Annotated in this window: 25 protein-coding genes and 2 riboswitches; of the genes, 8 read left to right on the forward strand and 17 right to left on the reverse strand. The window is 72.5% G+C overall.

Annotation, left to right across the window (positions count from 1 at the left end; genetic code table 11):
• Positions 1-19 precede the first annotated feature (19 nt).
• The 5 genes from IE99_RS0114240 to IE99_RS0114260 all read right to left on the reverse strand — a co-directional run bounded on the left by IE99_RS0114240 (position 20) and on the right by IE99_RS0114260 (position 5,400).
• A complete protein-coding gene (locus IE99_RS0114240) occupies positions 20-1,291 on the reverse strand; it encodes a family 4 glycosyl hydrolase (protein WP_030169619.1) in 1,272 nt (423 codons plus the stop codon).
• A 40-nt stretch (positions 1,292-1,331) separates the two neighbouring features.
• A complete protein-coding gene (locus tag IE99_RS0114245; protein WP_245623201.1) occupies positions 1,332-2,501 on the reverse strand; it encodes a carbohydrate kinase family protein in 1,170 nt (389 codons plus the stop codon).
• A gap of 13 nt (positions 2,502-2,514) precedes the next feature.
• Positions 2,515-3,171 (reverse strand): SIMPL domain-containing protein, encoded by a 657-nt coding sequence (locus IE99_RS0114250; RefSeq protein WP_030169625.1) that lies wholly within the window; start codon positions 3,169-3,171, stop codon positions 2,515-2,517.
• Positions 3,172-3,205: 34 nt separating this feature from the next.
• Complete coding sequence (locus IE99_RS0114255) at positions 3,206-4,390, reverse strand: amino acid deaminase/aldolase (RefSeq protein WP_030169627.1); 1,185 nt, start codon at positions 4,388-4,390, stop codon at positions 3,206-3,208.
• 65 nt (positions 4,391-4,455) lie between these two features.
• Positions 4,456-5,400 (reverse strand): CE1 family esterase, encoded by a 945-nt coding sequence (locus IE99_RS0114260; RefSeq protein ID WP_037559381.1) that lies wholly within the window; start codon positions 5,398-5,400, stop codon positions 4,456-4,458.
• Positions 5,401-5,525: 125 nt separating this feature from the next.
• Here IE99_RS0114260 and purU point away from each other — a divergent pair, with 125 nt between their 5' ends.
• The 4 genes from purU (at position 5,526) to IE99_RS31865 (ending at position 7,844) form a co-directional block, all read left to right on the forward strand.
• Positions 5,526-6,380 (forward strand): formyltetrahydrofolate deformylase, encoded by an 855-nt coding sequence (gene purU / locus IE99_RS0114265; protein ID WP_030169632.1) that lies wholly within the window; start codon positions 5,526-5,528, stop codon positions 6,378-6,380.
• A gap of 71 nt (positions 6,381-6,451) precedes the next feature.
• Positions 6,452-7,069: a DUF6286 domain-containing protein gene (locus tag IE99_RS0114270; RefSeq protein ID WP_030169633.1), complete on the forward strand. Its 618-nt coding sequence runs from the start codon at positions 6,452-6,454 to the stop codon at positions 7,067-7,069.
• Position 7,070: 1 nt separating this feature from the next.
• Positions 7,071-7,613: a hypothetical protein gene (locus IE99_RS0114275; RefSeq protein WP_030169635.1), complete on the forward strand. Its 543-nt coding sequence runs from the start codon at positions 7,071-7,073 to the stop codon at positions 7,611-7,613.
• A gap of 63 nt (positions 7,614-7,676) precedes the next feature.
• The gene (locus tag IE99_RS31865) at positions 7,677-7,844 is read left to right on the forward strand and encodes a hypothetical protein (protein ID WP_157610292.1); all 168 of its coding nucleotides are present in this window, start codon (positions 7,677-7,679) and stop codon (positions 7,842-7,844) included.
• A gap of 261 nt (positions 7,845-8,105) precedes the next feature.
• Here the strand turns inward: IE99_RS31865 and IE99_RS0114285 are convergent, their stop codons facing one another.
• The 5 genes from IE99_RS0114285 to IE99_RS0114305 all read right to left on the reverse strand — a co-directional run bounded on the left by IE99_RS0114285 (position 8,106) and on the right by IE99_RS0114305 (position 13,056).
• On the reverse strand, positions 8,106-9,479 hold the full coding sequence (locus tag IE99_RS0114285) for an L-serine ammonia-lyase (RefSeq protein WP_030169637.1): 1,374 nt from the start codon (positions 9,477-9,479) through the stop codon (positions 8,106-8,108).
• Between the two features lie 59 nt (positions 9,480-9,538).
• Positions 9,539-10,795 (reverse strand): serine hydroxymethyltransferase, encoded by a 1,257-nt coding sequence (locus IE99_RS0114290; RefSeq protein WP_281176539.1) that lies wholly within the window; start codon positions 10,793-10,795, stop codon positions 9,539-9,541.
• Between the two features lie 2 nt (positions 10,796-10,797).
• Positions 10,798-11,190 (reverse strand): glycine cleavage system protein GcvH, encoded by a 393-nt coding sequence (gcvH, locus tag IE99_RS0114295; RefSeq protein ID WP_030169651.1) that lies wholly within the window; start codon positions 11,188-11,190, stop codon positions 10,798-10,800.
• Between the two features lie 19 nt (positions 11,191-11,209).
• Complete coding sequence (gcvT, locus tag IE99_RS0114300) at positions 11,210-12,328, reverse strand: glycine cleavage system aminomethyltransferase GcvT (protein ID WP_051712517.1); 1,119 nt, start codon at positions 12,326-12,328, stop codon at positions 11,210-11,212.
• A 72-nt stretch (positions 12,329-12,400) separates the two neighbouring features.
• Positions 12,401-12,523: riboswitch (glycine riboswitch) on the reverse strand.
• Positions 12,524-12,527: 4 nt separating this feature from the next.
• Positions 12,528-12,623: riboswitch (glycine riboswitch) on the reverse strand.
• A 79-nt stretch (positions 12,624-12,702) separates the two neighbouring features.
• A complete protein-coding gene (locus tag IE99_RS0114305) occupies positions 12,703-13,056 on the reverse strand; it encodes a hypothetical protein (protein WP_157610295.1) in 354 nt (117 codons plus the stop codon).
• Between the two features lie 240 nt (positions 13,057-13,296).
• Between IE99_RS0114305 and IE99_RS0114310 the strand changes: the two genes are divergently transcribed.
• Positions 13,297-14,577: a M50 family metallopeptidase gene (locus tag IE99_RS0114310; RefSeq protein WP_342666220.1), complete on the forward strand. Its 1,281-nt coding sequence runs from the start codon at positions 13,297-13,299 to the stop codon at positions 14,575-14,577.
• An 11-nt stretch (positions 14,578-14,588) separates the two neighbouring features.
• On the opposite strand, the gene cds1 is transcribed toward IE99_RS0114310, so the two are convergent.
• Positions 14,589-15,722: an L-cysteine desulfhydrase Cds1 gene (gene cds1 / locus IE99_RS0114315; protein ID WP_051712501.1), complete on the reverse strand. Its 1,134-nt coding sequence runs from the start codon at positions 15,720-15,722 to the stop codon at positions 14,589-14,591.
• A gap of 41 nt (positions 15,723-15,763) precedes the next feature.
• On the opposite strand from cds1, the gene IE99_RS0114320 reads away from it, so the two are divergent.
• Complete coding sequence (locus IE99_RS0114320) at positions 15,764-16,693, forward strand: hypothetical protein (protein ID WP_084219494.1); 930 nt, start codon at positions 15,764-15,766, stop codon at positions 16,691-16,693.
• Positions 16,694-16,699: 6 nt separating this feature from the next.
• Here IE99_RS0114320 and IE99_RS0114325 read toward each other — a convergent pair whose 3' ends face one another.
• A complete protein-coding gene (locus tag IE99_RS0114325) occupies positions 16,700-18,241 on the reverse strand; it encodes an ATP-dependent DNA ligase (RefSeq protein WP_245623202.1) in 1,542 nt (513 codons plus the stop codon).
• Between the two features lie 129 nt (positions 18,242-18,370).
• On the opposite strand from IE99_RS0114325, the gene IE99_RS0114330 reads away from it, so the two are divergent.
• A complete protein-coding gene (locus IE99_RS0114330) occupies positions 18,371-19,126 on the forward strand; it encodes a hypothetical protein (RefSeq protein ID WP_030169670.1) in 756 nt (251 codons plus the stop codon).
• Positions 19,127-19,464: 338 nt separating this feature from the next.
• Here IE99_RS0114330 and IE99_RS0114335 read toward each other — a convergent pair whose 3' ends face one another.
• Both IE99_RS0114335 and IE99_RS0114340 read right to left on the reverse strand, forming a co-directional pair.
• A complete protein-coding gene (locus IE99_RS0114335) occupies positions 19,465-20,577 on the reverse strand; it encodes a ferritin-like domain-containing protein (RefSeq protein WP_030169673.1) in 1,113 nt (370 codons plus the stop codon).
• A gap of 104 nt (positions 20,578-20,681) precedes the next feature.
• Positions 20,682-21,302: a TetR/AcrR family transcriptional regulator gene (locus IE99_RS0114340; protein ID WP_245623203.1), complete on the reverse strand. Its 621-nt coding sequence runs from the start codon at positions 21,300-21,302 to the stop codon at positions 20,682-20,684.
• 83 nt (positions 21,303-21,385) lie between these two features.
• Between IE99_RS0114340 and IE99_RS0114345 the strand changes: the two genes are divergently transcribed.
• Complete coding sequence (locus IE99_RS0114345; RefSeq protein ID WP_030169678.1) at positions 21,386-22,846, forward strand: flavin-containing monooxygenase; 1,461 nt, start codon at positions 21,386-21,388, stop codon at positions 22,844-22,846.
• A gap of 9 nt (positions 22,847-22,855) precedes the next feature.
• On the opposite strand, the gene IE99_RS0114350 is transcribed toward IE99_RS0114345, so the two are convergent.
• The 3 genes from IE99_RS0114350 to IE99_RS29175 all read right to left on the reverse strand — a co-directional run bounded on the left by IE99_RS0114350 (position 22,856) and on the right by IE99_RS29175 (position 25,154).
• Positions 22,856-23,503: a TetR/AcrR family transcriptional regulator gene (locus tag IE99_RS0114350; protein ID WP_030169680.1), complete on the reverse strand. Its 648-nt coding sequence runs from the start codon at positions 23,501-23,503 to the stop codon at positions 22,856-22,858.
• A gap of 172 nt (positions 23,504-23,675) precedes the next feature.
• The gene (locus tag IE99_RS0114355) at positions 23,676-24,377 is read right to left on the reverse strand and encodes a TetR/AcrR family transcriptional regulator (RefSeq protein WP_084219495.1); all 702 of its coding nucleotides are present in this window, start codon (positions 24,375-24,377) and stop codon (positions 23,676-23,678) included.
• 66 nt (positions 24,378-24,443) lie between these two features.
• Entirely contained in the window at positions 24,444-25,154 is a 711-nt protein-coding gene (locus IE99_RS29175; RefSeq protein WP_051712502.1) for an aggregation-promoting factor C-terminal-like domain-containing protein, read from the reverse strand.
• Between the last annotated feature and the right edge of the window lie 49 nt (positions 25,155-25,203).

Raw genomic sequence — 25,203 nt, forward strand, 5'->3', positions numbered from 1 at the left:
GGACGGACCCCCGGCCCGTTCAGGCGAACCGGGGCAGGTGCGCGCGGTGCGCGGCGAGGCCCTCCTCCAGGATCTTCTCGGCGGTGTGCTTGCCGCGCACGAACGGGTGCGCCATCAGGGCCTGCAAGGCGGTGCGGCGGTCGCCGGTGACGGCGGCGTCGGCCGCGAGCCGCTCGTAGCCGTGGATCGACTGGGTCAGGCCGCGGACGGGCGCGGGCAGCGCGCCCATCGTGAGCGGAACGGGGCCGGAGCGGCCGACCAGCGAGGGGACCTCCACGATCGCGTCGTCGGGGAGCGAGGAGATCGCGCCGTTGTTGCGGGTGTTGACGATCACCCGGCGGTTCTCGTCGCGGTGCAGGGCGCAGATGACGTCCACGGCGAACTCGCCGTGCTCGCCGCCGCCGCGCTCCCTCGACGGGTCGGGGTCGGCCTTGTGCGACTCGGCGGTGACCTGCTCGTAGTAGGCGGGCAGCACCGCCAGGATGTCCTCGGCGCGGGTCGTGCCCTTCTCGCGCAGCTCCGCCACGACGTCGTCGTGGAAGAAGTAGTACTTCGCGTAGGAGTTCGGCAGGAAGCCGAGCGTCTTCGCCAGCTCCGCCATCCGGGACGGGTCGCGCCACGGGGTGGCGCCGCCGCCGGGAACCTCCAGGCCGTCGAGGAGGGACGGGAGGTCGAGTTCCCTGCCGTCCAGCCGGAGCCGCTCCGCCCAGGTGGCGTGGTTCAGGCCGATCCAGTCGGCCTCCAGCCGCCCGGCGGGCAGGCCGAGGAGCCCCGCCCACATCTCGGTGTCGCCCACGAACTGGTCGCACAGGCCGATGATGCGCGCGCCGGTGTGCCGCGCGACGGCGTCGGTGACGATGTTCGTCGGGTTGGTGTAGTTGACGATCCACGCGTCCGGGCCGGCGGCCGCCGCGATGTCCAGCAGGACGGGCACGGACCGCAGCGCCATCAGGAAACCGCCCGGCCCGGCCGTCTCCTGGCCGACGACGCCGTGCCGCAGCGGGATCGACTCGTCCAGGTGCCGGGCCGCGAGGCCGCCGGGCCGGAACGTCGTGAAGACGTAGGACGCCCCGTCCAGCGCGGCCTTGAGGTCGGTGTGGGCCTCGACGGTGAGATCGGCGCCGCGCGCCGCGAACATGGCGCGCGCGAGCCGCGCCATGACCGCGAGGTGGTCGGCGTCGATGTCGTGGAACGCCAGCTCGGTGCCCGCGAGGTCGGCCGCGCGGTGCAGCAGCCCCCGGATCACGCCGGGCATGTAGCCGCTGCCCGCCCCCACGATCGCGATCTTCACTTCGGCTCCTTCGCGGGCGTGTCCCGCCGTGTGCGGGCGGTCATCTGAGCGTGGGCTCGGCGCGCGCCACCGAGTCGGGGCCGCTCTCCAGCTCCGTCTCGGGGATGTAGGGGACGACGAAGGCGTACCGTTCCAGCACCTCGGGCGGGACCTCGCCGGACTCGCCGAATGACGCGACCTCGCCCCAGCACGGCGCCCCGAGCGACCCGCTGTAGTGCCGGACGGACAGCCCCGCGCACAGGTTCGCGAAGTGCAGCCGCTGGTCGAGGGGCCAGTCCGCGAGGGTCCCGAACACGAAGCCGGCCGCGAACACGTCGCCCGCGCCGGTCGGGTCGAGCGCCCGGACCGGCAGCGCCGCCGCCTCGGCCCGCTCCCCGGTGGTGGAGTCGATCGCGATGGCGCCGCGCTCCCCGCGCTTCACCACGACGACGGGGACCCGCTCGGCGAGCGCGGCGAGCGCGTCCTCTGGGGTCGCGGTGCGCGTGTAGGCCATCGCCTCGACGGTGTTCGGCAGGAAGACGTCCACGTCGGCGAGCCGGTCGAGGACGTCGGTGGACCACGTCTCGGTCGGGTCCCAGCCGAGGTCGGCGAAGACGAGCGACCCGGCGGCGCGCATGTCCAGCGCCCACCCGGGGACGGGCCGGTCGATATCGACGAAGCAGGTGGCGCTGCGCGGCGGGGCGGTGGCGCCGTCCGGCCCGGACGGCGGCGCGACGAGCTCGTCGGCCGGGACGGGCGGCGGCCGCGTGTAGGTGACCATGCTGCGGTCGGACGCGTACGCCAGCGACACCGTCACGGGCGTGGACCAGCCGGGGATCCGGCGGGACCACTCGAGCCCCACGCTCTCCTGCTCGGCGAGCGTCCGCCACAGGTAGGTGCCGAACATGTCGTCGCCGAACGGCGCGGCGAGGCCGGTGCGCAGCCCGAGCCGGCTCATCGCCACGGCGATGTTCGCGATGCCGCCGGGCGCGGACCCGAGCCCGTCGGTGACCAGCTCGGTGCCGGGCGGCGGCAGCCCCGGCAGCCCGGTGAAGATCATGTCCATGAAGACCTGGCCGGTCAGGAACACGTCCAGGTCGGGCGCCGCCGCGCCGGCCCCCGGGACGCCGCCGGCCGGCGCCAGCCGCGCGCAGGGCTCGGTCATCGGGGGCGCGCTCGCCGCCGCGCCCGCCGAGACGCCGGCGGGCGGCGCTCCCCGGTGGTCGGTCATGGCGGGCCGCCGGTCATGACAGGTCGGGGGCGGTGGTCGTGAACCTGGCCTCGACGGCGGCGCGGACGGTCTGCGTCTCGGGTTCGAGGGCGAGCGCCTCCGGCTCGTCGGCGCCGGTGGTGCCGTAGGCGGCGGCGAACGCGACGTGCTCGGGTTCGGCGCGGGCGAGGTTCTCGTCGGACAGCTCGACCAGGCCGGTGAGGCGGCAGCCGAGCGCGTCGGCGTAGCCGCGCGCGCGGGCGACGGCCTCGTGCACGGCCTGCCGGGCGGCGCGCGCGTACACGTCGCTGCCGGGGCGCAGCGCCCAGTCGGGGCCGTGGACGGCGGTGCGCTCCAGATCGCCGAGCCGGGTGACGAGCTCGCCCAGCACGGTGAAGTCGGACACCGTGACGCCGATCTGGACGGTGCCCTGGTAGGCGCGCACGTCCCCCTCGCGCCGCCGGTACTTCAGCAGCGGCGTGACGACGAGGCCGCCGGTCTCCAGCCGCTCGACGGCGTCGCCGTAGGAGCGGACGAGCTCCAGGCATCGCTCGTTGCGCTCGACGAGGCGGTCGAGGGCGCGGCGCCGGTCGTCCTCCCGGGACTGGACGTGCACCGTCAGCCGGGCGATCTCCGGCTCGACCTCCAGGACCGCCTCGCCGCGCACGCTGATCAGGGGTGCGTCGCTCATACCGGCCAACCTAGCCGGTGGCTCCGACAAGCCGTTAGAGGAACGTGCGGCCTTCGCCCCGGTACGTCGGGACGGTCCGGACGTACTCCGCGCCGTCGATCAGGTGGAGGGCGTCGAACCGCTCGCAGAGCTCCCCGGCCTTGGTGTGCCGGAACCAGACCCGGTCGCCGAGCGACAGCAGGTCGGCGGAGCGCCCGAGCAGCGGGGTCTGCACCTCGCCGGCGCCCTCGTTGCCGTCGTAGCGCAGGCCGGTCGGCAGGTACGGCTGCGGCAGCCTGATCGCGTCGGCGGGGCCGGACGCGAGGTACCCGCCGCCGAGGCAGGTCACCACGCCGGGGCCGGGGCGGCGGACGACGGGCAGCGCGAACAGCGCGGCGGGCCGGCCGCGGAAGTTGGAGTACTGGTCGAACAGGTGCGGCTGGTAGAGGCCGGATCCGGCGGCGACCTCGGTGACGGCGCGTTCGGCGGCGGTCGTCTCGACGCTGCCCGTCCCGCCGCCGTTGACGAATTCGAGGTCGGCCAGGTCGCGGACGGCCCGGACGATCGCGGCGCGGCGGCGGGCCAGCTCCAGCCGGGACCGCTGCTGCATGGCGCGGATGACGCGGGCGCGCGCGGGCCGGCCGGGCGGCACGTCCCCGACGCCGGCGATCTGCGACTCGTAGGCCATCAGCCCGGCCAGGTGCAGGCCGGGCCGCTTGAGGATCTCCTCGGCGAACGCGGCGACCTGCGCGGGCGTGTGCAGCGGCGAGCGCAGCGCGCCGATCCGGACCTTCCCGCCGAGCGGCCGGTAGGAGGCGTCGATGTCGACGCAGACGCGGACGCGGCGGTCGCCGGCGGCCGCCTCGATCAGGTCGAGGTGCGCGGGGGAGTCGACCATCAGCGTGACGGCGCGGGCGGCGGCCTCGTCGGCGGCCAGCGCGGCGATCGCGGTGCGGTCGGCGGTCGGGTAGGCGACGAGGATGTCGTCGCAGACCCCCTCCCGGGCGAGCCAGAGCGCCTCCGGCAGGGTGAACGCCATGATCCCGGCGAATCCGTCCATGGCGAGGGCGGCCTCGAGCAGCGCGCGGCAGCGCACCGACTTGCTCGCCACCCGGATCGGCTTGCCGCCCGCCCGCCGGACGAGGTCGGCCGCGTTCGCGCGGAAGGCCGCGAGGTCGACGACGGCGAAGGGCGCCTCGAGTCCGGCGGTCGCGGTGTCGTAACGGTCACGGAGGTTCATGGTGGTCACGCGGCACATGCTACCGCTTAATATGAAAAGATCTCATGTCTTTGCGGATCGCCCGCTCATCGGGGGCGCGGGTGGTCCGCGAAGAACTTCCACAGCATGGCGGACGCGCCGGGCGGCCAGCTGTGCGTCCCCCCGTCGATCCGGCACAGCGCCACCTCGACGCCCCGCGCCCCCTTGCCGGTCGCCTTGCACTCCGTGCCGTCGCTGAGCGCCCGGACGCCGTCCACCTTCTCGTCCAGTTTCGGGAGGCCCGCCTCCCGGCGCCAGAAGTCGACCGCCTGGGACACCGGCGGGAAGGGGCGGGCGTCGTTGAAGTCGCGGCGGCCGCCCCCGTTGAACGGCACGTTCCGATCGGCCGTCCCGTGGAAGATGATCGCCGAGACGGGGCGCGCGGGGTCGCACTTCGTCACGAGCGCGCCCTCGACGACGCCGATCGCGGCGACCTTGCCCGGCTTCTCGCAGGCGAGCCGGTAGGCCATCCCGGCGCCGTTGGAGAACCCCGTCACGTACACGCGGTCCCGGTCGGCGAGGCCCGCCCCCGTGATCTTGTCGATGAGCCCGCCCAGGAATCCGACGTCGTTGATGTTCCCCAGCTTGGCCGGACCGCAGCAGCTCCCGGCGTTCCAGGTCGTCATGAACCCGTCGGGGTAGGCGACGAGGAACCCCTCCTTGTCGGCCAGGTCGTCGAACCCCGTCAGCGACCGCATCCGGCTCATGTTCGCCGCGCCGCCGTGCAGCGCGATCACGAGCGCGGGCTTGTCGGCGGGCCTGCCGTCCTCCCATTCGCCGTTCGCGACCTTGGGCGGGACGTGCAGCAGGTACTCGCGATGGCCGGGCGTCCCCACGTCCATCTTCTGCTTGTGGGTCCCGGCGGCGGTCGGAATCCCGTCCACCTTCGCCGGACGCCTGTCCCCGCCGTCCTTGCCCCCGCCGTCCCGCGTCTCCGTACAGCCCGCGAGAACGAGGGCGAGCGCCACTGCCGTGATCCCGAATCGCCGCATGGAGGTCAACGTAACCCCATGGCGTCGTCTGAAACTACCGATCGGTAGCGCGCCCGTCCGGCACGCGGGCGCGGTGGACGGCCGCGTAAGCTCGTTTGCACCTTCCGTGATCCCAGAATGAGAACGTGACCGTGAACCAGTACGTCCTGACCCTCTCCTGCCCCGACCGCCCGGGGATCGTCGCCGCCGTCTCGGGCCTGCTCGCCGAGCGGGGCTGCAACATCGTGGAGAGCCAGCAGTTCGGCGACGCGGAGTCCGGTACGTTCTTCATGCGGGTGCAGTTCTCCGCACCCGGCGGTGCCGACGCCGACGCGCTGCGGGCAGCGTTCGCGGCCCTGGCGCCCGAACTCGGGCTGGACTGGCGGCTGTACGACCTCGGCGCCCGGCCGCGCGTCCTGATCATGGTGTCGAAGAGCGGGCACTGCCTGAACGACCTGCTGTTCCGGACGCGGTCCGGGCTCCTCGACATCGACATCGCCGGGGTCGTGTCCAACCACCCCGACCTGCGCCCGCTCACCCAGTCGTACGGGATCGACTACCACCACCTGCCCGTGGGGCCCGGGGGCAGGGAGGCGCAGGAGGCGGAGGTCCTGACGCTCGTCGAGCACTACCGCGCCGATCTCGTCGTCCTCGCCCGCTACATGCAGATCCTGTCGGACGGCTTCTGCGCGAAACTGCCCGGGATGATCATCAATATCCACCACTCGTTCCTGCCGAGCTTCAAGGGCGCCCGCCCCTACCACCAGGCGCACGCGCGCGGCGTCAAGCTGATCGGCGCGACCGCCCACTACGTGACCGCCGACCTGGACGAGGGCCCGATCATCGAGCAGGAGGTCGCGCGGGTCGACCACGCCCACAGCCCCGAGGAGCTCGTCGCCGTCGGACGCGACGTGGAGTGCCTCGCGCTGGCCCGCGCCGTCCGGTGGCACGCCGAGCATCGCATCCTGCTGAACGGTGACAGGACCATCGTCTTCCGCTGAACCCGGCACGCCGCGTTCCCTCCGCCGTGACGATGCCTCACCATGGGTGACGGATGCTCACGGGGGTGACGATGGCCGGATCACTGGTCGGGGACCGCATCGGGGGGACACGGGGAGACGCGGAGCGGCGCGCCCGCCGGTTCGCGACCCGGGAACTGCGGCCCCGCCGCACCATGGTCGCGCTCACGACCGCGCTGGGGGTCACCGGGATCGCCGGGGCGGCGGCCGTCGAGCTGCTCGCGGTCGCGCTCGGGACCGGGCTGCACCCGGTGCCGGGTGCCGAGGAGAACCTGTCCCGGCTGCGCACGCTGCCGTGGGGGGATCCCCGGGTGCGGGCCGCCGCGGGCGGCATGGTGCTCGCGGGCCTCGTGCTGCTGGCGGCGGCGCTGCCGGGCCGGACGCGCGGCGTCCCGCTCGCGGGGGCCGATCCCTGCCTCGCCGGCGTCCTGCGCCGCCGGGACCTGCGCCGGACGCTCGCGGACGCGGCGCGCGGCGTGCCGGGGATCGTGCGGGTCCGGGTGTGGGGGCCCTGGCCGGGGGTCGGGATGGTGGTCGTCGCGTCCACCCGGTTCCGGAACCGGGCGAACATCGCGGAGCTCGTGCGGGGCGCGGTGGAGGTGCGGCTGCGGCGCGCGGCGCCGCTCGTCCCGCCGCCGGTGACCGTCCGGCTCACCTGCCGGAGGGACTGACGTGCGGATACCCCTCGCGGCGACCGGCGCCGTGCTGGCCGGCTGCGGCCTGCTGGCCCTGCGGCTCGGCGACGCGGACCCGGCCCGCCCGGTCCGCGACCCCGCGCTCGACCGGTTCGCGGCGGTCCACGGGTGGTTCCTGCCCGCCCTGGCCGGGCTCGCCGAGATCGTGGCGTTCGCCGGGACGCTGTGGCTGATGGTCCAGCTCCGGACGCTCGTCGAGCGGTGGCGGCCGGACGTCGACCGGGCGACCCGTGTGCGCGCCCGCGCGGGGGCGCTGCGGCTGCGGCAGGAGGCGCGGGCGCTGGCGGGGGTGCGCGACGTCCGGGTCCGGCTCACCGGCAGCCTCGACCGGCCGCGCCTGATCGTGACCGTCGTGTGCGCGGGCGACACCGACCTCGGCGAGGTGTACGGGGCGCTCGGCGCGGGCGCGCTGACCCGGTACCGCGGGACGGTCGAATTGCCTGATCTGCCGGTGGTGGTGCGGTTCCGGCTGGTATTCCGGTCGGCGGCACCGGAGCCGGACGTGACCGCCGCCGTATAGCGGGGCGGTTCGCGGGGTACCAAGGATGCGAACGATCCGTCAGTGACCATCGGGGGAGTTGCCGTGGGGGACGTTGAGGACAAGGTGGACCGCGAGGCACGCGAGGAGCACCGGGACGACGACCACACGCCGCCCCGCCGCCCCGCCGAGCAGCCCGCGGCCGAGGCCGCGCAGCCGAAGAACACCCGCGACGCCGCCCGCAAGATGCGCGCCATGTTCGGCAAGCGATGAGCCGCGCCCGAGTGGGGAGCGGCGCGTCCACCCCGAAGCTTGACGCGGGCTTTGTGGGGGTTTAGTGCCGTTATTCCGTCGGGTGCCTACTGTGGGTGGTGTACTCGACGCCGAGGAACGTGAGGAGGCGGTTTGGCCGACCGAAAACCTGGGCGGCTCTGCCGAGCGGCCCTGAGGGGCCCCTTCCACTGAGCGGCCCGACCCGGGATCCGTGGCCCGAGCCACGGTCCCGGGTCCTCTCATGTCGGGGCGTGCCCCGCGTCAACATTCGATGACGTTGACGGCGAGGCCGCCGCGGGACGTCTCCTTGTACTTGTCGAGCATGTCGCGGCCGGTGTCGCGCATCGTCTTGATGGCCTTGTCGAGGGACACGAAGTGGCGGCCGTCGCCGCGCAGCGAGAGCCGGGCGGCGCTGATGGCCTTGATGGCGCCGACCGCGTTCCGTTCGATGCAGGGCACCTGGACGAGGCCGCCCACCGGGTCACAGGTGAGGCCGAGGTTGTGCTCGATGCCGATCTCGGCGGCGTTCTCGACCTGGCCGGGAGTGCCGCCGAGGACCTCGGTGAGGCCGGCGGCGGCCATCGAGCAGGCGGAGCCGACCTCGCCCTGGCAGCCGACCTCGGCGCCGGAGATCGACGCGTTCTGCTTGAACAGGACGCCGATCGCCCCGGCGGCGAGCAGGAAGCGGACGACGCCCTCGTCGTCCGCGCCCGGGACGAACCGGTCGTAGTAGTGCAGGACGGCGGGGACGATCCCGGCCGCGCCGTTGGTGGGGGCGGTGACGATGCGTCCGCCGGCGGCGTTCTCCTCGTTCACGGCGAGGGCGTAGAGCGTCACCCAGTCCATGGCGTGGAGGGGGTCGGCGGGCTTCTCGCCCGACAGCTGCCGGAACAGCTGCGGAGCGCGGCGGCGCACCTTCAGGCCGCCCGGCAGGAGGCCCTCGCGGGTGCAGCCCCGGGTCACGCTCGCCCGCATGACCTGCCAGAGTTCGAGGAGGCCCGCGCGGATCTCCTCCGGCGTGCGGCCGAACGCCCGCTCGTTCTCCAGCATCAGCGCGGAGATCGACAGCCCCGTCTCGGCGCAGCGGTCGAGGAGTTCGGCGGCGGAGTCGAACCGGTGCGGCAGGACGGTGTCGTCCGGCTTGATGCGGTCCGCCCCGGCGGCGGTCTCGTCCACGACGAAGCCGCCGCCGACCGAGTAGTAGACCCGGCTGCGCAGCTCCTCGCCGGACGCGTCGAACGCCGTGAACCGCATGCCGTTCGGATGCCCCGGCAGAGACTCCTTGCGCTCGAAGACGAGATGCTCGCCGACCAGGAACGGGACGTCGTGCCCGCCGAACAGGCGGAGGGCCTTGCGGTCGCGGATCTCGGCGAGCCGGGCGTCGACCCGGTCGACGTCCACCAGTTCGGGCTTGTCGCCCTCGAGGCCGAGGATGACGGCCTTGTCGCTGCCGTGGCCCTTGCCGGTGAGGCCGAGGGAGCCGTAGAGGACCGCCCGGACGGACGCCGTCCGGGCGAGGAGGCCGTCGTCCCTGAGGCCGCGCGCGAAGCGGTGCGCGGCCGCCATCGGTCCGCCCGTATGGGACGACGACGGACCGATGCCGATCTTGAAGAGGTCGAAGACGCTGATCGCCATGCTGCTACTCCGTTGTAGCGGTGCGCCCCCTCGGGGGAGGGGGCGCCGTCCGTCTCTTCTCAGAGCTCGGGATACAGGGGGTGCTCGTCCGCCAGCGCCTTCACCCGGGCGGCGAGGCCCTCGCGGTCGAAGGACGGCTGGAGGGCCAGCGCGATGACGTCGGCGACCTCGGTGAAGTCGCCGGCGGTGAAGCCGCGGGTCGCGAGCGCCGGGGTGCCGATCCGCAGCCCGGACGTCACCATGGGGGGACGCGGGTCGTTCGGGACGGCGTTCCGGTTGACGGTGATGCCGATCTCGTGGAGCCGGTCCTCGGCGTCCCGCCCGGTGAGCTCCGAGTCGACCAGGTCGACCAGGACCAGGTGGACGTCGGTGCCGCCGGTGAGGACCTTCACGCCCGCCTTCGCCGAGTCCGGCGCGAGCAGGCGCTCGGCGAGGATGCGGGCGCCCTCGAGGGTGCGGGCCTGGCGGTCCTTGAACGCGTCCGACGCGGCGATCTTGAGGGCGACGGCCTTCGCGGCGATCACATGCTCCAGCGGGCCGCCCTGCATGCCGGGGAACACCGCCGAGTTGATCTTCTTGCCGAACTCCTCGCGGGAGAGGATCAGGCCGCCGCGCGGACCGCCGAGCGTCTTGTGCGTGGTCGTCGTGACGATGTCCGCGTACGGGACGGGGGAGGGGTGCAGCCCCGCCGCGACCAGGCCCGCGAAGTGCGCCATGTCGACCATGAGCAGCGCGCCGACCCGGTCGGCGATCTCGCGGAACGCGGCGAAGTCGAGCTGCCGCGGGTACGCCGACCAGCCCGCCACGATCATCTTGGGCCGGTGCTCGACCGCGAGGGACGCGACCTCGTCCATGTCGACCCGGCCGTCCTCGGCGCGGACGTGGTAGGGCACCACGTTCAGCGTCTTGCCCGAGTAGTTCAGCCGCATCCCGTGGGTGAGGTGCCCGCCGTGCGCCAGGTCGAGGCCGAGGATCGTGTCGCCGTGCTGCAGCAGCGCGAAGTAGACGGCCGTGTTGGCCTGCGCGCCCGAGTGCGGCTGGACGTTCGCGTGCTCCGCGCCGAACAGGGCCTTCGCCCGGTCGATCGCGAGCTGCTCGGTGACGTCGACGTGCTCGCAGCCGCCGTAGTACCGCCTGCCCGGGTAGCCCTCGGCGTACTTGTTGGTCAGGACGGAGCCCTGCGCCTCCAGCACCGACACCGGCGCGAAGTTCTCCGACGCGATCATCTCGAGGGTGGTCTGCTGGCGGCGCAGCTCGGCGTCGACCGCCGCGGCGACCTCAGGGTCGACCGCGGCGAGGGATTCGTTCAGGGTCACGTTCAGGCCTCCTCGATCAGCTTCTCGTAGGCGGCCGAGTCGAGCAGGTCGCCCGGCTCCTCCGAGACCCGGACCTTGAAGATCCAGCCCTCGCCGTACGGGTCGTCGTTGATGACCTTCGGCTCGTCCACGACGGCGGCGTTGATCGCGGTGATCTCGCCGCTGACCGGGGAGTACAGGTCGCTGACCGACTTGGTGGACTCCACCTCGCCGCAGGGCTCGCCGGCCTCGACCGTGTCGCCCTCGGCGGGCTGGAGCTCGAGGTAGACGATCTCGCCGAGCGCGTCGGCGGCGTGCGCCGTGATGCCGACCGTGACGATGCCGTCCTCCGACTCGCCGAGCCCGGCGACCCACTCGTGCTCTTCGCTGTAGCGCAGCTGCTCCGGAACGCTCACTTGTTGTCTCTCCAGGTCTTCAGGAACGCTTGTAGAACGGCAGGGCGACCACGTCGACCGGCTCGTGCCTGCCGCGGACGTCCACGGCGAGGCCGGTCTCCCCGGCGCCGCTGTCGAGGTAGGCCATGGCGATCGGCCTGCCCAGTGTGGGGGACGGGGCGCCGCTCGTCACGACTCCGCACGGCGAGCCGTCGGACGTGACGACCGGGTACCCCTTGCGGGGCGCGCGGCGGCCGCGTGCCACCAGCCCCACGAGCCTACGGCCCGGCGGCGTCGCCTCCGCCGCCGCCAGGGCGGCCCGGCCGACGAAGTCACCGGGCTTGTCCAGCTTGACGACCCGGCCGAGGCCCGCCTCGTAGGGGGTCGTCTCGGCGTCCAGTTCGTTGCCGTACAGCGGCATGCCCGCCTCCAGGCGGAGGGTGTCGCGCGCCGACAGCCCGGCCGGGACGACGCCGTCCACCGCGGCCAGGGCGGTCCACACGGCGACGGCGTCGGCGGCGTCCACGAACACCTCGAACCCGTCCTCGCCGGTGTAGCCGGTGCGGGCGAGCAGCGCGTCGGCGCCCGCGACCGGCGCCGCGAAGATCGCGTAGTACTTGAGGCCGGCGAGTGGAGCGTCGGTGAAGCCCGCGAGGATCTCCTGGGCGCGCGGTCCCTGCAGGGCGATCAGCGCGTAGGAGTCGGACCGGTCGTCGACGACGGCCTGGAATTCCTGGGCCCGCTCGACCAGGGACTCCCGGACGACCGCGACGTTCGCCGCGTTGGCGACGACCAGCCAGGTCTCGTCGGCGAGCCGGTAGACGATCAGGTCGTCCAGGACGCCGCCGTCATGGGCGACGATCATCGTGTAGCGGGCCTTGCCCACCGCCATCGGCGACAGGTTCCCGACCAGGGCGTGGTCGAGCGCGGCGCCCGCCTCCGGCCCGGACACGAAGATCTCCCCCATGTGGGACAGGTCGAACAGGCCGGCCCCGGTGCGGACCGCCTGATGCTCGGCGGTCTCGCTCTTGTAGCGCAGGGGCATCAGGTATCCGGCGAAGTCGACGAGGTTCGCGCCGAGCTCCCTGTGGAGCTCATGCAGCGGCGTCTTCTTCGGTCCGGCGGACACGGGTTCGGTGGGCACGGGGTCGGCGGGCATCGGGTCGGCTCCTTCGTCGCGGGCGCGCGGGACCATCGTCCCACTCGCGCACCGGGCGTATCGGTGCCTCCCCCTCTGTCATCGGCGCCTGAGAGATTCACCGGCCGTGTGCGCCGCGTGCCCCCGAGTACCGCACGCGCCGTCCAGGCCGGTTTACACCTTCGGCGGGGGACCGGGGTCCCCGCTTTCCAGAGGTCGCCTCGTCCGCGCGGTCCGTGGGCCTGAGAGGTTCCGGGGAGGATTTGCTCCTTCGGCGTCCCCCGCTGGCGGCGGGAGACTCTCCCGCGCGGGATCATCGGCTGCGCGCCAGGCTAGCAGCCCTCCGGACGCCGGCCGCCCTGGCCTCGGCCGCCCGTGCCTCGGCCGTTCGGGTCTCAGCCCGCCGGGGCGGGGCTCATCGCCGCCATGCACTTCTTCAGCGCGGCCTTGATCTTCTCCAGCTCGGCCGGGGCGGGCGTCCGGCTCGTGTTCGGGGCCGGGGTCGGGACGCCCTCCCGCCGCATGCAGTCGTCGAACCGCCGCAGCCGTGCGCTCTGTGACCTGTTCAGGCTCGTCTTCGGCGAGGGGCTCGCGCCCGTCGTGCCGGACGGCGCGGTGGCGGGTGCGGACGCCACGGGCGACGACGCGGGCGGCGCGACCGGGGCGTCCGCCTCCGATCCCTCATCGGATCCGCCGCACCCCGCCACGGCGAGGGCCAGCGCGAACACCGCGATATGACTGCGCTTCAAGAGGCGTCCCTTCTCGATGGACCGGAGGACGCACAATGATGCGCACGGACCCCGCCCGCCGGATAGCGAACCTTGTGCCAATCGGACAAGCGGTCCTTGGCACCCATGCCACAACCGCCTCACAACGAGGCGAACCCGGGGCGGGCGCGTAACGTAGGCTGAATCGGTTGGTGCTGGGAGAGATCACCCCCTTGGCGGGGTGCGGACCGGAGGGCGCGGCGGATGGCTTGGCTTGCGGGTGTGCTGATCTTGTTCTTCGGCCTGCTCGCGTCCATCGCCCTGCACGAACTGGGGCACTTCTCGTTCGCGAAGCTGTTCAAGGTGCGGACGACCCAGTTCATGGTGGGGTTCGGGCCGACGCTGTGGTCCAGGCGCAAGGGCGAGACCGAGTACGGCGTCAAGTGGATCCCGCTCGGCGGCTACATCCGCATGATCGGCATGCTGCCGCCCCGCAAGGACGACAAGCCGGGGCAAGTGCGGCGGATCAGCACCGGGCCATGGCAGGGGCTGATCGAGTCCGCCCGCGGCGCGGCGCTGGAGGAGGTCCGGCCGGGCGACGAGGACCGCGTCTTCTACGCCAAGAAGTGGTGGCAGAAGCTGCTGATCATGTTCGGCGGCCCCGCCATGAACCTGCTGCTCGCGGTGGTGTTCTTCGCGATCCTGCTGATGGGCATCGGCATCAACCGCCCGCAGCCGGTGATCGAGGAGATCAGCGAGTGCGTCGTCCCGGCGAGCCAGGCGAACCTCACGTCCTGCCCGGCGGGCGCGCGGCCGACGCCGGCCAAGCAGGTCGGGCTGCGGCCCGGCGACCGGATCCTGACGTTCGACGGCCGGAAGATCGACGACTACGAGAAGCTCCAGCAGCTGATCCGCGGCTCGGGCGGCGAGACCGTCCCGATGACCGTCGAGCGCGGCGACCGGACGATCGCGCTCAATGTCCCCATCGCCCGCAACCAGCTGCGCGACCTCGAGGACGACGACAAGATCGTCGATGTGGGCTTCCTCGGCATCACGCCCACGTTCGACGTGCAGCGGCAGGGCCCCGGCGCGGTCGTCACCACGATGGCCGACATGACCGCCCGGACGGCCACCGCGCTGCTGCGCATGCCGCAGAAGATGGTCGGGGTCTGGCACGCGGCGTTCGGCGGTGAGGAGCGCGACCCGAACGGCCCGATCGGGGTCGTCGGCGTCAGCCGGATCGGCGGCGACGTCGCCGCCAACGACGTCCTCACCAACACCGAGAAGTTCGCCTGGTTCATCATGCTGCTCGGCTCCCTGAACCTCGCCGTCGGCATGTTCAACCTGATCCCGCTGCTTCCGCTGGACGGCGGCCACATCGCGGGCGCCCTCCTCGAAGCGGTCAAGAAGGGGTTCGCGCGGATCTTCCGCCGGCCCGACCCGGGCTACGTGGACGTCGCGAAGGCGCTGCCCGTCACCTATGTGATGGCGATCGTCCTGATCGTGATGGGCGGCCTGCTGATCTACGCCGACCTGGTGAACCCGATCCGCCTCACCGGTTAGCCGGCGGCCGGTTACGAAACGGGCATCTCGCCGGTCTTGAGGAAGCCGTCCAGGGCGGCGCGGTGCGGGGCGATGTCGAGGTTCCGCGTCGCGAGCCACGCGTCGGACTCGTAGGTGCAGGAGTAGCGCTCGGCGCCGTCGCAGATCAGCGTCACGACACTGCCCCGCTCGCCGCGCGCCCGCATCTCCGAGATCAGCAGCGCCGCGCCCCACAGGTTGGTGCCGGTGGAGCCGCCGACACCGCGCCCGGTGACGTCCCGCGTCCAGCGCATGGCCGCGATGGACGCCGCGTCCGGCACCCGGATCATCCGGTCGATCACCGAGGGCAGGAACGACGGCTCGACCCGCGGCCGGCCGATCCCCTCGATCCGGGAGCCCGAGGCGGTCCGCCCGGGGTCGCCGTCGGCGTACGCGCCGAAGAACGCCGACCCCTCCGGGTCGACGACGCACAGGCGGGTCTGGAACCGCCGGTAGCGGGCGTAGCGGCCGATGGTCGCGGACGTACCGCCGGTGCCGGCGCCGACCACGATCCAGGCCGGCTCGGGGAACCGCTCCAGCCGCAGCTGCTCGAAGATCGACTCGGCGATGTTGTTGTTCCCGCGCCAGTCAGTGGCCCGCTCGGCGTAGGTGAACTGGTCCATGAAGTGCCCGCCGCACTCGGCCGCGAGCCGCCGCGACTCGGCGTAGATCGCGGACGGGTCGTCCACGAGATGGCAGCGGCCCCCGTAGAACTCGATCAGCTCGATCTTCTCCGGGCTGGTCGAGGCGGGCATCACCGCGACGAACGGCAGTCCGAGCAGCCGCGCGACGTACGCCTCCGACACGGCCGTGGACCCGCTGGACGCCTCGATGATCGTGGTGTCGGGGCCGATCCAGCCGTTCGCCAGCCCGTACAGGAACAGGGACCGCGCGAGCCGGTGCTTCAGCGACCCCGTCGGATGGACGGACTCGTCCTTCAGGTAGAGGTCGATGCCCCATTCGGGCGGCAGCGGGAAGACGTGCAGATGGGTGTCGGCGCTGCGGTTCGCGTCGGCCTCGACGGTCCGGATCGCCTCGGCGATCCACGTCCGGCTCGCGGGATCGCAGCGGTCCACGATGTCGCGCACGGCGGCCCTCCCTGACAGATCTCCGGCGTCCCCCACCATATCCGCATGTCACCGGGCATCATGGAGGCCACGGGGGGTCCATGGTCGAGCTGTTCCACGAGCGCATCGTGTCCACCGGGCGGCTGCCGCTGTTCGGCTTCTTCACGGCGTTCATCGTCACGTTCGTGTTCACGCGGGTGAACGTCCGGCTGATCCGGGCGAACGTCCGGTGGTGGTTCCGGAACGTGACGGCCGGTGATCTGCACATCCACCACGTGGTGTTCGGCGTCGTGCTGATGCTGGCGGGCGGGGTGGCGAGCATCGCGATCCCGGACGGCCATGTCCGGTTCGACCTGGCGGCCTGCATGCTGTTCGGGGCGGGCTCGGCCCTCGTGCTGGACGAGTTCGCGCTGATCCTGCACCTCAGCGACGTCTACTGGACGGAGAAGGGCCGGGCGTCCCTCGACGCGGTGTTCGTCGCGATCGCGGTGACCGGGCTGCTGCTGATCGGCGTCCGGCCGCTGGGCTTCGAGGGCGCCGCGCCCGACCCGGGCGGGACGTTCGCCACGCTGGCCGAGCTGTACGTCGCGTCGCTCGCGGTGAACCTTCTGCTGGCCATCGTGACGCTGCTGAAGGGCAAGATCTGGACGGGCCTGATCGGGCTGTTCGTCCCGGCGCTGCTCATCGTTGGAACGATCCGGGTGGCGCGTCCGGGGTCTCCCTGGGCGCGCTGGCGGTACGCCCGGGGGTCGCGCAAGCACCGCAGGGCCGTCCACCGCGAGCAGAAGATCCGCCGCCCCCTGATCAGGGGCAAGATCTGGGTGCAGGAGTTCATCGCGGGCCGCCACGACCTGATCCCGCCCGAGCTGCTCCAGCGCCGGACGGCCGCCGAACGCGCCCACCGCAGGCGCCTGAACCGGGTCCGGCGCAGGTCGGAGGCGCGGGCCCGGCGCCGCTACGGCTACCACGTCCAGCGCCGCACCCCCGTCCGGTACCGGCGGTCCCGGAACCGGCGGAACCCCGACCCGTGAGGCCGGTCAGCCCGGTGCGGGGTGGTCCAGGACGGGCGCCACGGCCCGGACCGTGTCGATCGTGTCGGCCTCGCCGGCGGCCTTGTCGGGCCGGTACCGCAGCACGCGGGCGAACCGCAGCGCGATCCCGCCCGGATAGCGGGTGCTGTGCTGGACGCCGTCGAACGCGATCTCGACGACCAGCTCGGGCCGGATGTGGACCGTCCAGCCGTCCTCCCGCACGGCGAGCTCCCGGAACCGCTCGGTCTGCCACGCCAGCAGCTCGTCGGTCATGCCCTTGAACGTCTTGCCGAGCATCACGAAGCCGCCGGTGCCGGGGTCGCGGGCGCCCAGATGGAGGTTCGACAGGTAGCCCTCCCGGCGGCCGTGCCCCCACTCGGCCGCGAGGACCACCAGGTCGAGGGTGTGCCGCGGCTTCACCTTGATCCAGCCGGCGCCGCGCCGCCCCGCCGTGTACGGGGTGTCGAGGGACTTCACCACGACGCCCTCGTGCCCGCGCGCCACGGCGTCGTCGAAGAACCGCTTCGCGGCCGCCGGGTCGCCGGTGACCAGGCGCGGCATCCGCAGCTCCGCCGGGACGGCCCGGACCAGAGCCGCGTCGCGCTCGGCGCCGGGGGCGTCGAGCAGGTCGGCGCCGTCCAGATGCAGGACGTCGAAGAGGAAGACCGAGAGCGGCACCTGCGGCGCTCCCGCCCCCTTGGCCGTGCGGGTCGCGGTGCGGGCGCCCGTGACCTGGAACGGGTACGGCGTCGCGTCCGGGCGCAGGGCGATGACCTCGCCGTCGAAGACCGCGTCGCGGACGGGCAGCCCGCGGACGGCGGTGACGACCTCCGGCAGCCGCGCGGTGATGTCGTCGAGCGTGCGGGTGAACACGCGCACCTCGCCCTCCCGCACATGGACCTGCGCGCGGATGCCGTCGAGCTTCCACTCGACCGCCGCCTCGGCCGCGAGTTTGGCGAACGCCTCGTCGACGGACGGGGCCGCCGCCGCGAGCATCGGCCTGATCGGCCGCCCGACCTCCAGCGTGAAGCCGCGCAGCGCCGCCCCGCCGCCGGCCAGCGCCGCGGCCGCGACCGGCCCGAGGGCGCCGCGCAGCATGACCGCCCGCCGCACCTCCGCGGCCGGGACCCCGGCGGCGGCGGCGATCGCCTCGGCCATCACCCCGTCCAGGGCGCCCTGCCGCAGCTCGCCGGAGAGCAGGCGGATGAGGAAGCCCTGCTCCTGCGCGGTGGCGCGGCCCAGCAGCGCCGCGACCAGCGCGCGCCGGCGCGCCACCGAGCCCTGGCCCGCCACGGCGCCGATCTCGGTGAACGCCGCGTCGACCTCGGCGACCGTCAGGGAGGGCTCGGCGGCGGGCGGCGGCGCCTCGCGCAGCGCCGCGTACCCCACGCCGATCTGGCGCTGCGGCAGCTCACCGGACAGGTACGCCACCGCGATCGGCGCCTCCGCCGGCTCGGCGCCGCGCAGCCGCTCGGCCAGCGCCGCCACCTTCGCCTTGCGTTTCGACGTGCCGGCCACCTCCGCCGACGTCCGGGCGATCTCCACCATGAGCACTCCCTCATTCTGTCCAGCGGGTCGGACAATCCACCCCCGCCAGGGGGTTTGGCCGGGCGCCGGTGCCTGGCTACGGTGGCGAACGGGTAGGGAGACGACGTTCCCGGAGTGAAGGAGCGGGGAGTGCCGCGTCCGTCCGAGCCGTTCCAGCGGGTGTACTCCGCGCCCGAGCCCCCGGCGGCCGCCCGCCGGCCGAGGCGCCTGGCGCTGCTGGTGGCGGTCGTGGCGTTCGCGGTCGCGGCGGTGGCCGCCTTCCTCATCGCCCCCGGACGGGGGAACGCCCCGGCTCCGCGGACGAGCCGGGCTCCGGAGACGGGCCGGGCCCTGGAGACGACCCCGGCCCCCGAGACGTCCTCCGGCGCCCCGGAGCCCTCGCCGACCGGGCAGCGGCTCGTCCAGGCCCTCCCCGCCCCCTGCGGCGCGGTGCGGAAGGGGACGGCGCGGCGGGTCGTCCCGGGGGCGCGGGAGCGGCAGAGCCAGAACTCGACGCTGACCACGTGCACGTACGCGTCGACGGCGTCCGCCTGGCGGTGGCTCCGCGTGGAGGCGCACCTGTACGCGCCCGCCAACACGCCCTCGCCCGTCGAGGACGCCGAGGGGTACTACGACGCGCAGTGGGCGCAGGCACGCGGCAGCACGCTGGAGCGCACCATCACCCTCGCCCGCCACACGGGTCTCGGGGACGAGTCGTTCCGCTGGTTCAAGGCCGACCGGGGGCAGCCCACCGTGGTCGGCCAGATGACCTTCCGCGAACGGAACGCGGTCGTGACGGTCAGCTACAGCGAACAGGCGTCCGGTGACGGCGCCGAGAGGCGCCGCGAAGCCTGCCTCGCGAACGCCGAACAGGTCGCGCGAGAAGTGCTCGCCGCACTTCGCTGACCCATTTCTGACCTCAATCGGCCGATCATGACATATTCTTCGTCAGCGGCTCTTAAAGTGGTGTCGTAAAGGGGTGGGGGGCGCGCCGATCACGCCTCCGGGCGGCCCGTTCGGTGCCGTGACGCCGGGGATGAGGAGGTCGAGGACGTTGGCCGTGCGAGCGGTAGGGGTCTCCTGGGTGTGACCCGGAGGGCCGTGACGTGGACCACACGTCACGGCCCTTTTTCATGCCGGTATGAGGACCAATCCAAAGGGACTGGAACCTCCATTGACCGAATGGGTTTCGGATAATGACCGGTAACTAGAATTCGTTGTCGTTTTCGGCCGTTGCCGTTCTCTCATCCCTCCGCGGCGGCCTCGGCCGCGACCACCGCGTCCACCTCCGCCTTGCGGACGGCCTCCTCCGCCGCGAAGCGCTCGGCGTCGAGCTTCTCGGCGATCTCCTCGTCCTGGTTCATCAGGGCCTCCAGGTCGGCCTTGGACATGTCGAGCACGCCCATGTCGTCGTAGGCCTGCTGGATGCGCGGGCTCCACAGGCCGATGTCCTTGACGCACGGGACGATGCGGCTGAACAGCAGGCTCTGGAACATGCGCATGTAGGGGGAGTTCTCGACCATCTCGTCGACCTCGCGGGGGTCGATGCCGAAGTTCGTCCAGATCTCCCGGCCGCGGATGCGGTCGCGCATGAGGTGGCAGCCCTCGATGACGAAGTCCTCGCGCTCGCGCAGCTCGGCGGGCGACAGCTGCCGGTAGTAGTCGCGGAGGGCGAGCCGGCCGAACGCGACGTGGCGGGCCTCGTCCTGCATGACGTAGGCGAGGATCTGCTTGGGGAGCGGCTTGGTGGTGATGTCGCGGATGACGCCGAACGCGGCGAGCGCGAGGCCCTCGATGAGGACCTGCATGCCGAGGTAGGGCATGTCCCAGCGCGAGTCGCTGAGCGTCTCGTCGAGGAGCTCCTGCAGCTTCGTGTTGATCGGGTAGACCATGCCGATCTTCTCCTGCAGGAAGCGGGAGAAGAGCTCGACGTGCCGGGCCTCGTCCATGGTCTGGGTGGCGGAGTAGAACTTCGCGTCGAGGTCGGGCACCGACTCGACGATGCGGGCGGCGGTGACCATCGCGCCCTGCTCGCCGTGCACGAACTGGGAGAACTGCCAGGACGCGCTGTGCTGCCGCAGCTCGCCGATCTGCTTCTCGGTGAGCATGTCCCAGTACTTCGTGCCGTAGATGGCGAGGGACTGGTCCGGGACGCCCAGGACGTTATAGGGGTCCACCTCCAGGTCCCAGTCGATGCGCTTGACCGAGTCCCACTGCTTGTCCTTGCCCTTCTGGTACAGGGCGAGCAGGCGGTCGCGGCCGTCGTCGTACTCCCAGGTGAACCGGGCGTCGCCGGCCATAGGGACGCCCCAGGTCTCGCGGCTTACCGGGGCGGTGTAGAGCTCGTGGGTCGACATGGGAGGAACCTCTTCCCCGTGGCGTACGTACGTTGTATGCCGTGCTTACACTGTACGTACCGTGTCACGGGGCACTTATCGGTGTCAACGGGTGCGAACCGGCGTCAGTCGTCGAGATAGGGGCTGAGGCCGTGCCAGCAGAAGTCCGTCATGTACTGCGCCGCGTCCGCCACCGAGACGTCCGGCCGGCCGGTGCGCCACAGGGCGAGCCGCTCGCAGGCGCCGATGATGATCTCGGTGTGCGCGTCGATCGCGGCCCGCGGCGCGGACGGCGCGAACACGGCGAGCACCCCGGCGATCAGCGTGCTCTGCTGGCGGCGGGTGGCCTCGATGGTCTCGGCGGTCTCCGGCGGCGCGGCGAGCGGCTCGCTCAGCACCATCGCGAACGACCGGCTGTGCGAGTCGATGAAGCCGAAGTAGGCGTGCATGCCGCGTCGCAGCACCTCGCGGGGGCTGCCGGCCCCGGCCATGGCCTTCTGGGTGACGTCCAGGAGCTCGGCCTTGACGCGGCTCATGCAGGCGAGGAGCAGGCCGTCCTTGGAGCCGAAGTACTCGTAGAGCATCGGCTTGGAGACGCCGCAGCGCTCGGCGATCTCGTCCATGGACGTGGCCTTGTAGCCGCGCTCGGTGAACACCGTCTCCGCCACGTCCAGCATCTGCCGCTCGCGCTCGGCGCGGGACATGCGCCGGCGCCGCACCGGGGGCCGCGCTGTGGCGTCACTCACAGGAGAATCCTATCTGTTGGACCTACCGTCAGTAAGCTACCGGCAGTAACTTACTCGTAGTAGATTACGCGAGAGGATGCACTATGACCGAGGGCGCTCCGGCGATCGTCATCATCGGCTCAGGCTTCGCCGGGCTGGGCATGGGGATCCGGCTCAAGAAGGCCGGCTTCCACGACTTCACGATCCTGGAGAAGAGCGACGCGCTCGGCGGGACGTGGCACGACAACACCTACCCCGGATGCGCGTGCGACGTCCCCTCGCACATGTACTCCTTCTCCTTCGACCTCAACCCGGGCTGGACGCGCCTGTTCGCGCCCCAGCCCGAGATCGAGGCGTACATGGAGCGGACGGCCGACCGGTACCGGGTGCGCGAGCACATCCGCTTCGGCAGCCGTGTCGAGACCATGGAGTTCGACGACGCCGCGAAGCGGTGGAACGTGACGCTCGCGGACGGCACCGTCCTCACGCCGCGCGCGATCGTGTCCGGCGTCGGCGCCCTGCACATCCCGTCGTTCCCCGACCTGCCCGGCATCGAGCGGTTCCAGGGCACGGCGTTCCACTCCGCCGAGTGGGACCACTCCTACGACCTCGCCGGCAAGCGCGTCGCGGTCGTCGGCACCGGCGCGTCCGCGATCCAGTTCGTCCCGCAGATCGCCAAGAAGGTGGACGACCTCGTCCTGTTCCAGCGGACGCCGCCGTGGATCCAGCCGAAGCCCGACCACGCGATCGCGGCGCCCGTCCGGAAGGTGTTCGAGAAGGTCCCGGGCGCGGCCCGCGCGTTCCGCGACTCCATCTACTGGACGCTCGAGGCCCGCGCGGTCGGCTTCACGCTCGACCCGCGGCTGTCCGCCCCGCAGGAGTGGCTCGCCCGCTGGCACCTCAAGCGGCAGATCCCCGACCCCGAGCTGCGCGCCAAGGTGACACCGGACTACACGATCGGCTGCAAGCGCGTCCTGCTGTCCAACGACTACTATCCGGCGCTCACCCGGCCGAACGTGCGCGTCGAGACGTCCGCGATCGCCGAGGTGCGCGAGAACTCCGTCGTGACGCGGGACGGCCGGGAGTACGAGGTCGACTGCATCATCTACGGCACCGGCTTCAAGGTGACCGACGCGCTCGCGGAGCTCCAGGTGACCGGGCGCGGCGGCGTGAAGCTGCAGGAGCTGTGGGCGGACGGCATCGAGGCGCACCGCGGCACCACCGTCCCGGGCCTGCCGAACTTCTTCATGCTGCTCGGCCCCAACACCGGCCTCGGCCACAACTCGGTCGTCTTCATGATCGAGTCGCAGATCCAGCACGTGCTGAGCTGCCTGCGGATGGTGCAGGAGGCGGGCGCCGACACGATCGAGCCGAAGCCGGAGGCGTGCCGCGCCTTCAACGACCGCATCCACCGGCGGCTGCGCCGCGCGGTGTGGAGCGAGGGCGGCTGCCAGAGCTGGTACCTGGACGACAAGGGCGTGAACCGCACCCTCTGGCCGGGGCACACCTTCGAGTTCTGGGCCGGTGCCCGCAAGGCGAAGGCGGACGAGTACGTCCTCGCCTGAGCCGGCCGGCTACTTGCCGGGCGCGAACATCGGCCGGATGCCCGAGATGAGCTGCCGCACCACCGGGCGCTGCTCGGCGGGCGTCCGGCCGCGCAGCCCGAAGACGGGGTCGAGCCCGTCGTAGTACGGGGCGAGCGCCAGGAACGGCAGGATCGTGAGGATCAGCGTCGCGAGGACGTCGAGATCGGCGTCCTCGCGGATCTGCCCGATCTCCTTCCAGTACTTCAGCGTCGGGTGGATGACGCGCAGGTAGTGCTGGTTGGCGGTGTCGCGGACGACGGACCGGACGTTGTTGTCGAGTTCGAAGTTCGTCGCGGCGGTGACGGCGCGCTCGAGCGGATGGTCCGCCATGAACTCCGTCCAGTCGCACAGGACGTCGAAGAGCCATTCGTCGAAGGGCTGGTCGAACTCCAGCCGGGAGATGCGGCGTTCCATCTCCTCGCGGGTGCGGCGGGACGCCTCGTCGCACACGAACGCGAAGAACTCAAGCTTGTCGTTGAAGTACTGGAAGAGCGACCCCTTGGCGATGCCGGCCTCGCGCGCGATGGTGTTGAGGCTGCCGGTGGAGTACCCGTGCTCGCCGAACTCGCGCATCGCCACCTCGAGCACCCGCTCGCGCTTGTCGACATTGAGCCGGAACCAGGTGGACGTCGGCATGACCCCTTCGACTTTCCGTCAGGAAACGGTGACCTGGAGGTCAGACTAACGGTCTGAGCCGCCAGGTGTGACCATATTGTGTCCGGAACCAGGTCAACCGGCTCCGAACCGTGCGCATCGCCCGGCCGCCGTGCGGTCCGGGTGCGCCGGCCGGTTCAGCGGGCAGGGCGGTTCAGCGCGCAAGCCGGATCAGGATCCGGCACACCTCGTCGATGATCTCGGCGGCCTCCGGCTCGCTCTCGGCGGTCGCGATCTCCCGTCCGGCCTCGCCGATCACGGTGGTGAGCACCAGCCCGAGCACCTGGTCGGCGCGCCCCGCCGGGGCCGTGCCGGACGGACCGCGCAGCAGCTTCGTGTTCTGCGCGACCCAGTGCTGCGCCCGGCTGCGCCGCATCAGTGCCGAGCCGGACGGCCCCTCGCCGCCGTGGAACAGCCGCGCCGCCTCCCGCCGCTCCCAGCACACCCGCAGATAGGCGCGGGCCCCGGCGGTGAACAGCGCGATCGGGTCGGTCTCGCCGTCCTTGCGCGCGGCGGACACGGCACGGCCGGCGGCGCGCTCCTGCTCGGCGGTGAGGTCCTCCCACAGGGCGACGTACAGCCCGGCCTTGCCGCCGTAGTGGTGGTAGAGGCTGCCGACGCTGATCCCGGACCGCTCGACGATCTCGGCGATGCCCGCGTCGGCGTAGCCGCGGTCGGCGAACACCTGGAGCGCGGCGGCCAGCAGCGCGTGCCGTGTCGCGTCGGCGCGCGCCCACTGCCGCCCGCCGCCGGGCCCGCCCGCCGCCGTGCCGGTGACGGGCACCGGGTCGGGCACCAGGTCGGATCCGGTGCCGGTGGCGGGGTCGGTCTCCTCGTGCGCCTTGCTCGTCCGCATCCCCTTATCGTGCCGTGTCGCCGCCCGGCCACCAACCGGGGGCCGCCCCTCCCGGTGCCTCCCGCGTCAATACCAGTTGTGCGCCTGCCACCACGACCACGCGCCGCACGGGTCCTTGTAGCGGGCCTTGATGTAGCCGAGGCCCCAGGCGATCTGCGTGGGGGAGCTCGTCCGCCAGTCGGCCCCGGCGCTGCCGAGCTTGGACGCGGGGAGCGCCTGCGGGATGCCGTAGGCGCCGCTGGAGGGGTTCTCGGCCCGCTCGTTCCAGTTGCTCTCGTGCTCCCACAGCGTCAGCAGCGACGGCCAGCACCGCGACCAGCCCCGGAGGGCGTTCATCCTCTTGCCGTACGCCTTGTTCTGCGCCGCGCTGGGGTTGGAGCGGGCGAGCCGCTCCCGCTCCCGCCGCGCCTTCAGCTCCGCGCGGGCGGCGGCGTCGCGCTTGGCCTTCTCCTCGAGACGCCGCAGCTCGCGCCGGTGCTCCTCGTAGGCCCGCTTCTTCGCGGCGGCGATCGCGTCGGCGGCGACGGGGTCGATCTCCGCGTTGGTCAGCATCGCGACCATGTCGTTGGTCGACAGGCCGTCCGCCGCCGCCCGCGGCGGCGACGCCGTGCCGGTGAACCGGTCGAGGTCGATCATCACCAGGGCGGTGATGAGCCCGCAGCTGGCGACGGCGGTGATGGTGATGTTGCTGGTGAGGACGCGCCGGAACCGGCGCCGCCGGGGGGTGCGGCCGGGGGCGCCGGGGGGACGTCTGCGCGTGCCGTGACTCTGTGGCATGGGGACACTGTGCCTTATCGCGGGGGTGTCTTGGCCTCGGAGTGAAGGT

It is taken from the genome of Spirillospora albida (assembly GCF_000718255.1).
GTDB classification, from domain to species: domain Bacteria; phylum Actinomycetota; class Actinomycetes; order Streptosporangiales; family Streptosporangiaceae; genus Spirillospora; species Spirillospora albida.

Excerpts from the sequence above, each read along its gene's own strand:
- IE99_RS0114245 (WP_245623201.1), bottom strand. The coding sequence starts at position 2,501 with ATGACCGACCACCGGGGAGCGCCGCCCGCCGGCGTCTCGGCGGGCGCG.
- IE99_RS0114250 (WP_030169625.1), bottom strand. The coding sequence starts at position 3,171 with ATGAGCGACGCACCCCTGATCAGCGTGCGCGGCGAGGCGGTCCTGGAG.
- IE99_RS0114255 (WP_030169627.1), bottom strand. The coding sequence starts at position 4,390 with ATGAACCTCCGTGACCGTTACGACACCGCGACCGCCGGACTCGAGGCG.
- IE99_RS0114260 (WP_037559381.1), bottom strand. The coding sequence starts at position 5,400 with ATGCGGCGATTCGGGATCACGGCAGTGGCGCTCGCCCTCGTTCTCGCG.
- IE99_RS0114270 (WP_030169633.1), top strand. The coding sequence starts at position 6,452 with ATGGCCGGATCACTGGTCGGGGACCGCATCGGGGGGACACGGGGAGAC.
- IE99_RS0114285 (WP_030169637.1), bottom strand. The coding sequence starts at position 9,479 with ATGGCGATCAGCGTCTTCGACCTCTTCAAGATCGGCATCGGTCCGTCG.
- gcvT (WP_051712517.1), bottom strand. The coding sequence starts at position 12,328 with ATGCCCGCCGACCCCGTGCCCACCGAACCCGTGTCCGCCGGACCGAAG.
- cds1 (WP_051712501.1), bottom strand. The coding sequence starts at position 15,722 with ATGGTGGGGGACGCCGGAGATCTGTCAGGGAGGGCCGCCGTGCGCGAC.
- IE99_RS0114320 (WP_084219494.1), top strand. The coding sequence starts at position 15,764 with ATGGTCGAGCTGTTCCACGAGCGCATCGTGTCCACCGGGCGGCTGCCG.
- IE99_RS0114325 (WP_245623202.1), bottom strand. The coding sequence starts at position 18,241 with ATGGTGGAGATCGCCCGGACGTCGGCGGAGGTGGCCGGCACGTCGAAA.
- IE99_RS0114335 (WP_030169673.1), bottom strand. The coding sequence starts at position 20,577 with ATGTCGACCCACGAGCTCTACACCGCCCCGGTAAGCCGCGAGACCTGG.
- IE99_RS0114345 (WP_030169678.1), top strand. The coding sequence starts at position 21,386 with ATGACCGAGGGCGCTCCGGCGATCGTCATCATCGGCTCAGGCTTCGCC.
- IE99_RS0114350 (WP_030169680.1), bottom strand. The coding sequence starts at position 23,503 with ATGCCGACGTCCACCTGGTTCCGGCTCAATGTCGACAAGCGCGAGCGG.
- IE99_RS0114355 (WP_084219495.1), bottom strand. The coding sequence starts at position 24,377 with ATGCGGACGAGCAAGGCGCACGAGGAGACCGACCCCGCCACCGGCACC.
- IE99_RS29175 (WP_051712502.1), bottom strand. The coding sequence starts at position 25,154 with ATGCCACAGAGTCACGGCACGCGCAGACGTCCCCCCGGCGCCCCCGGC.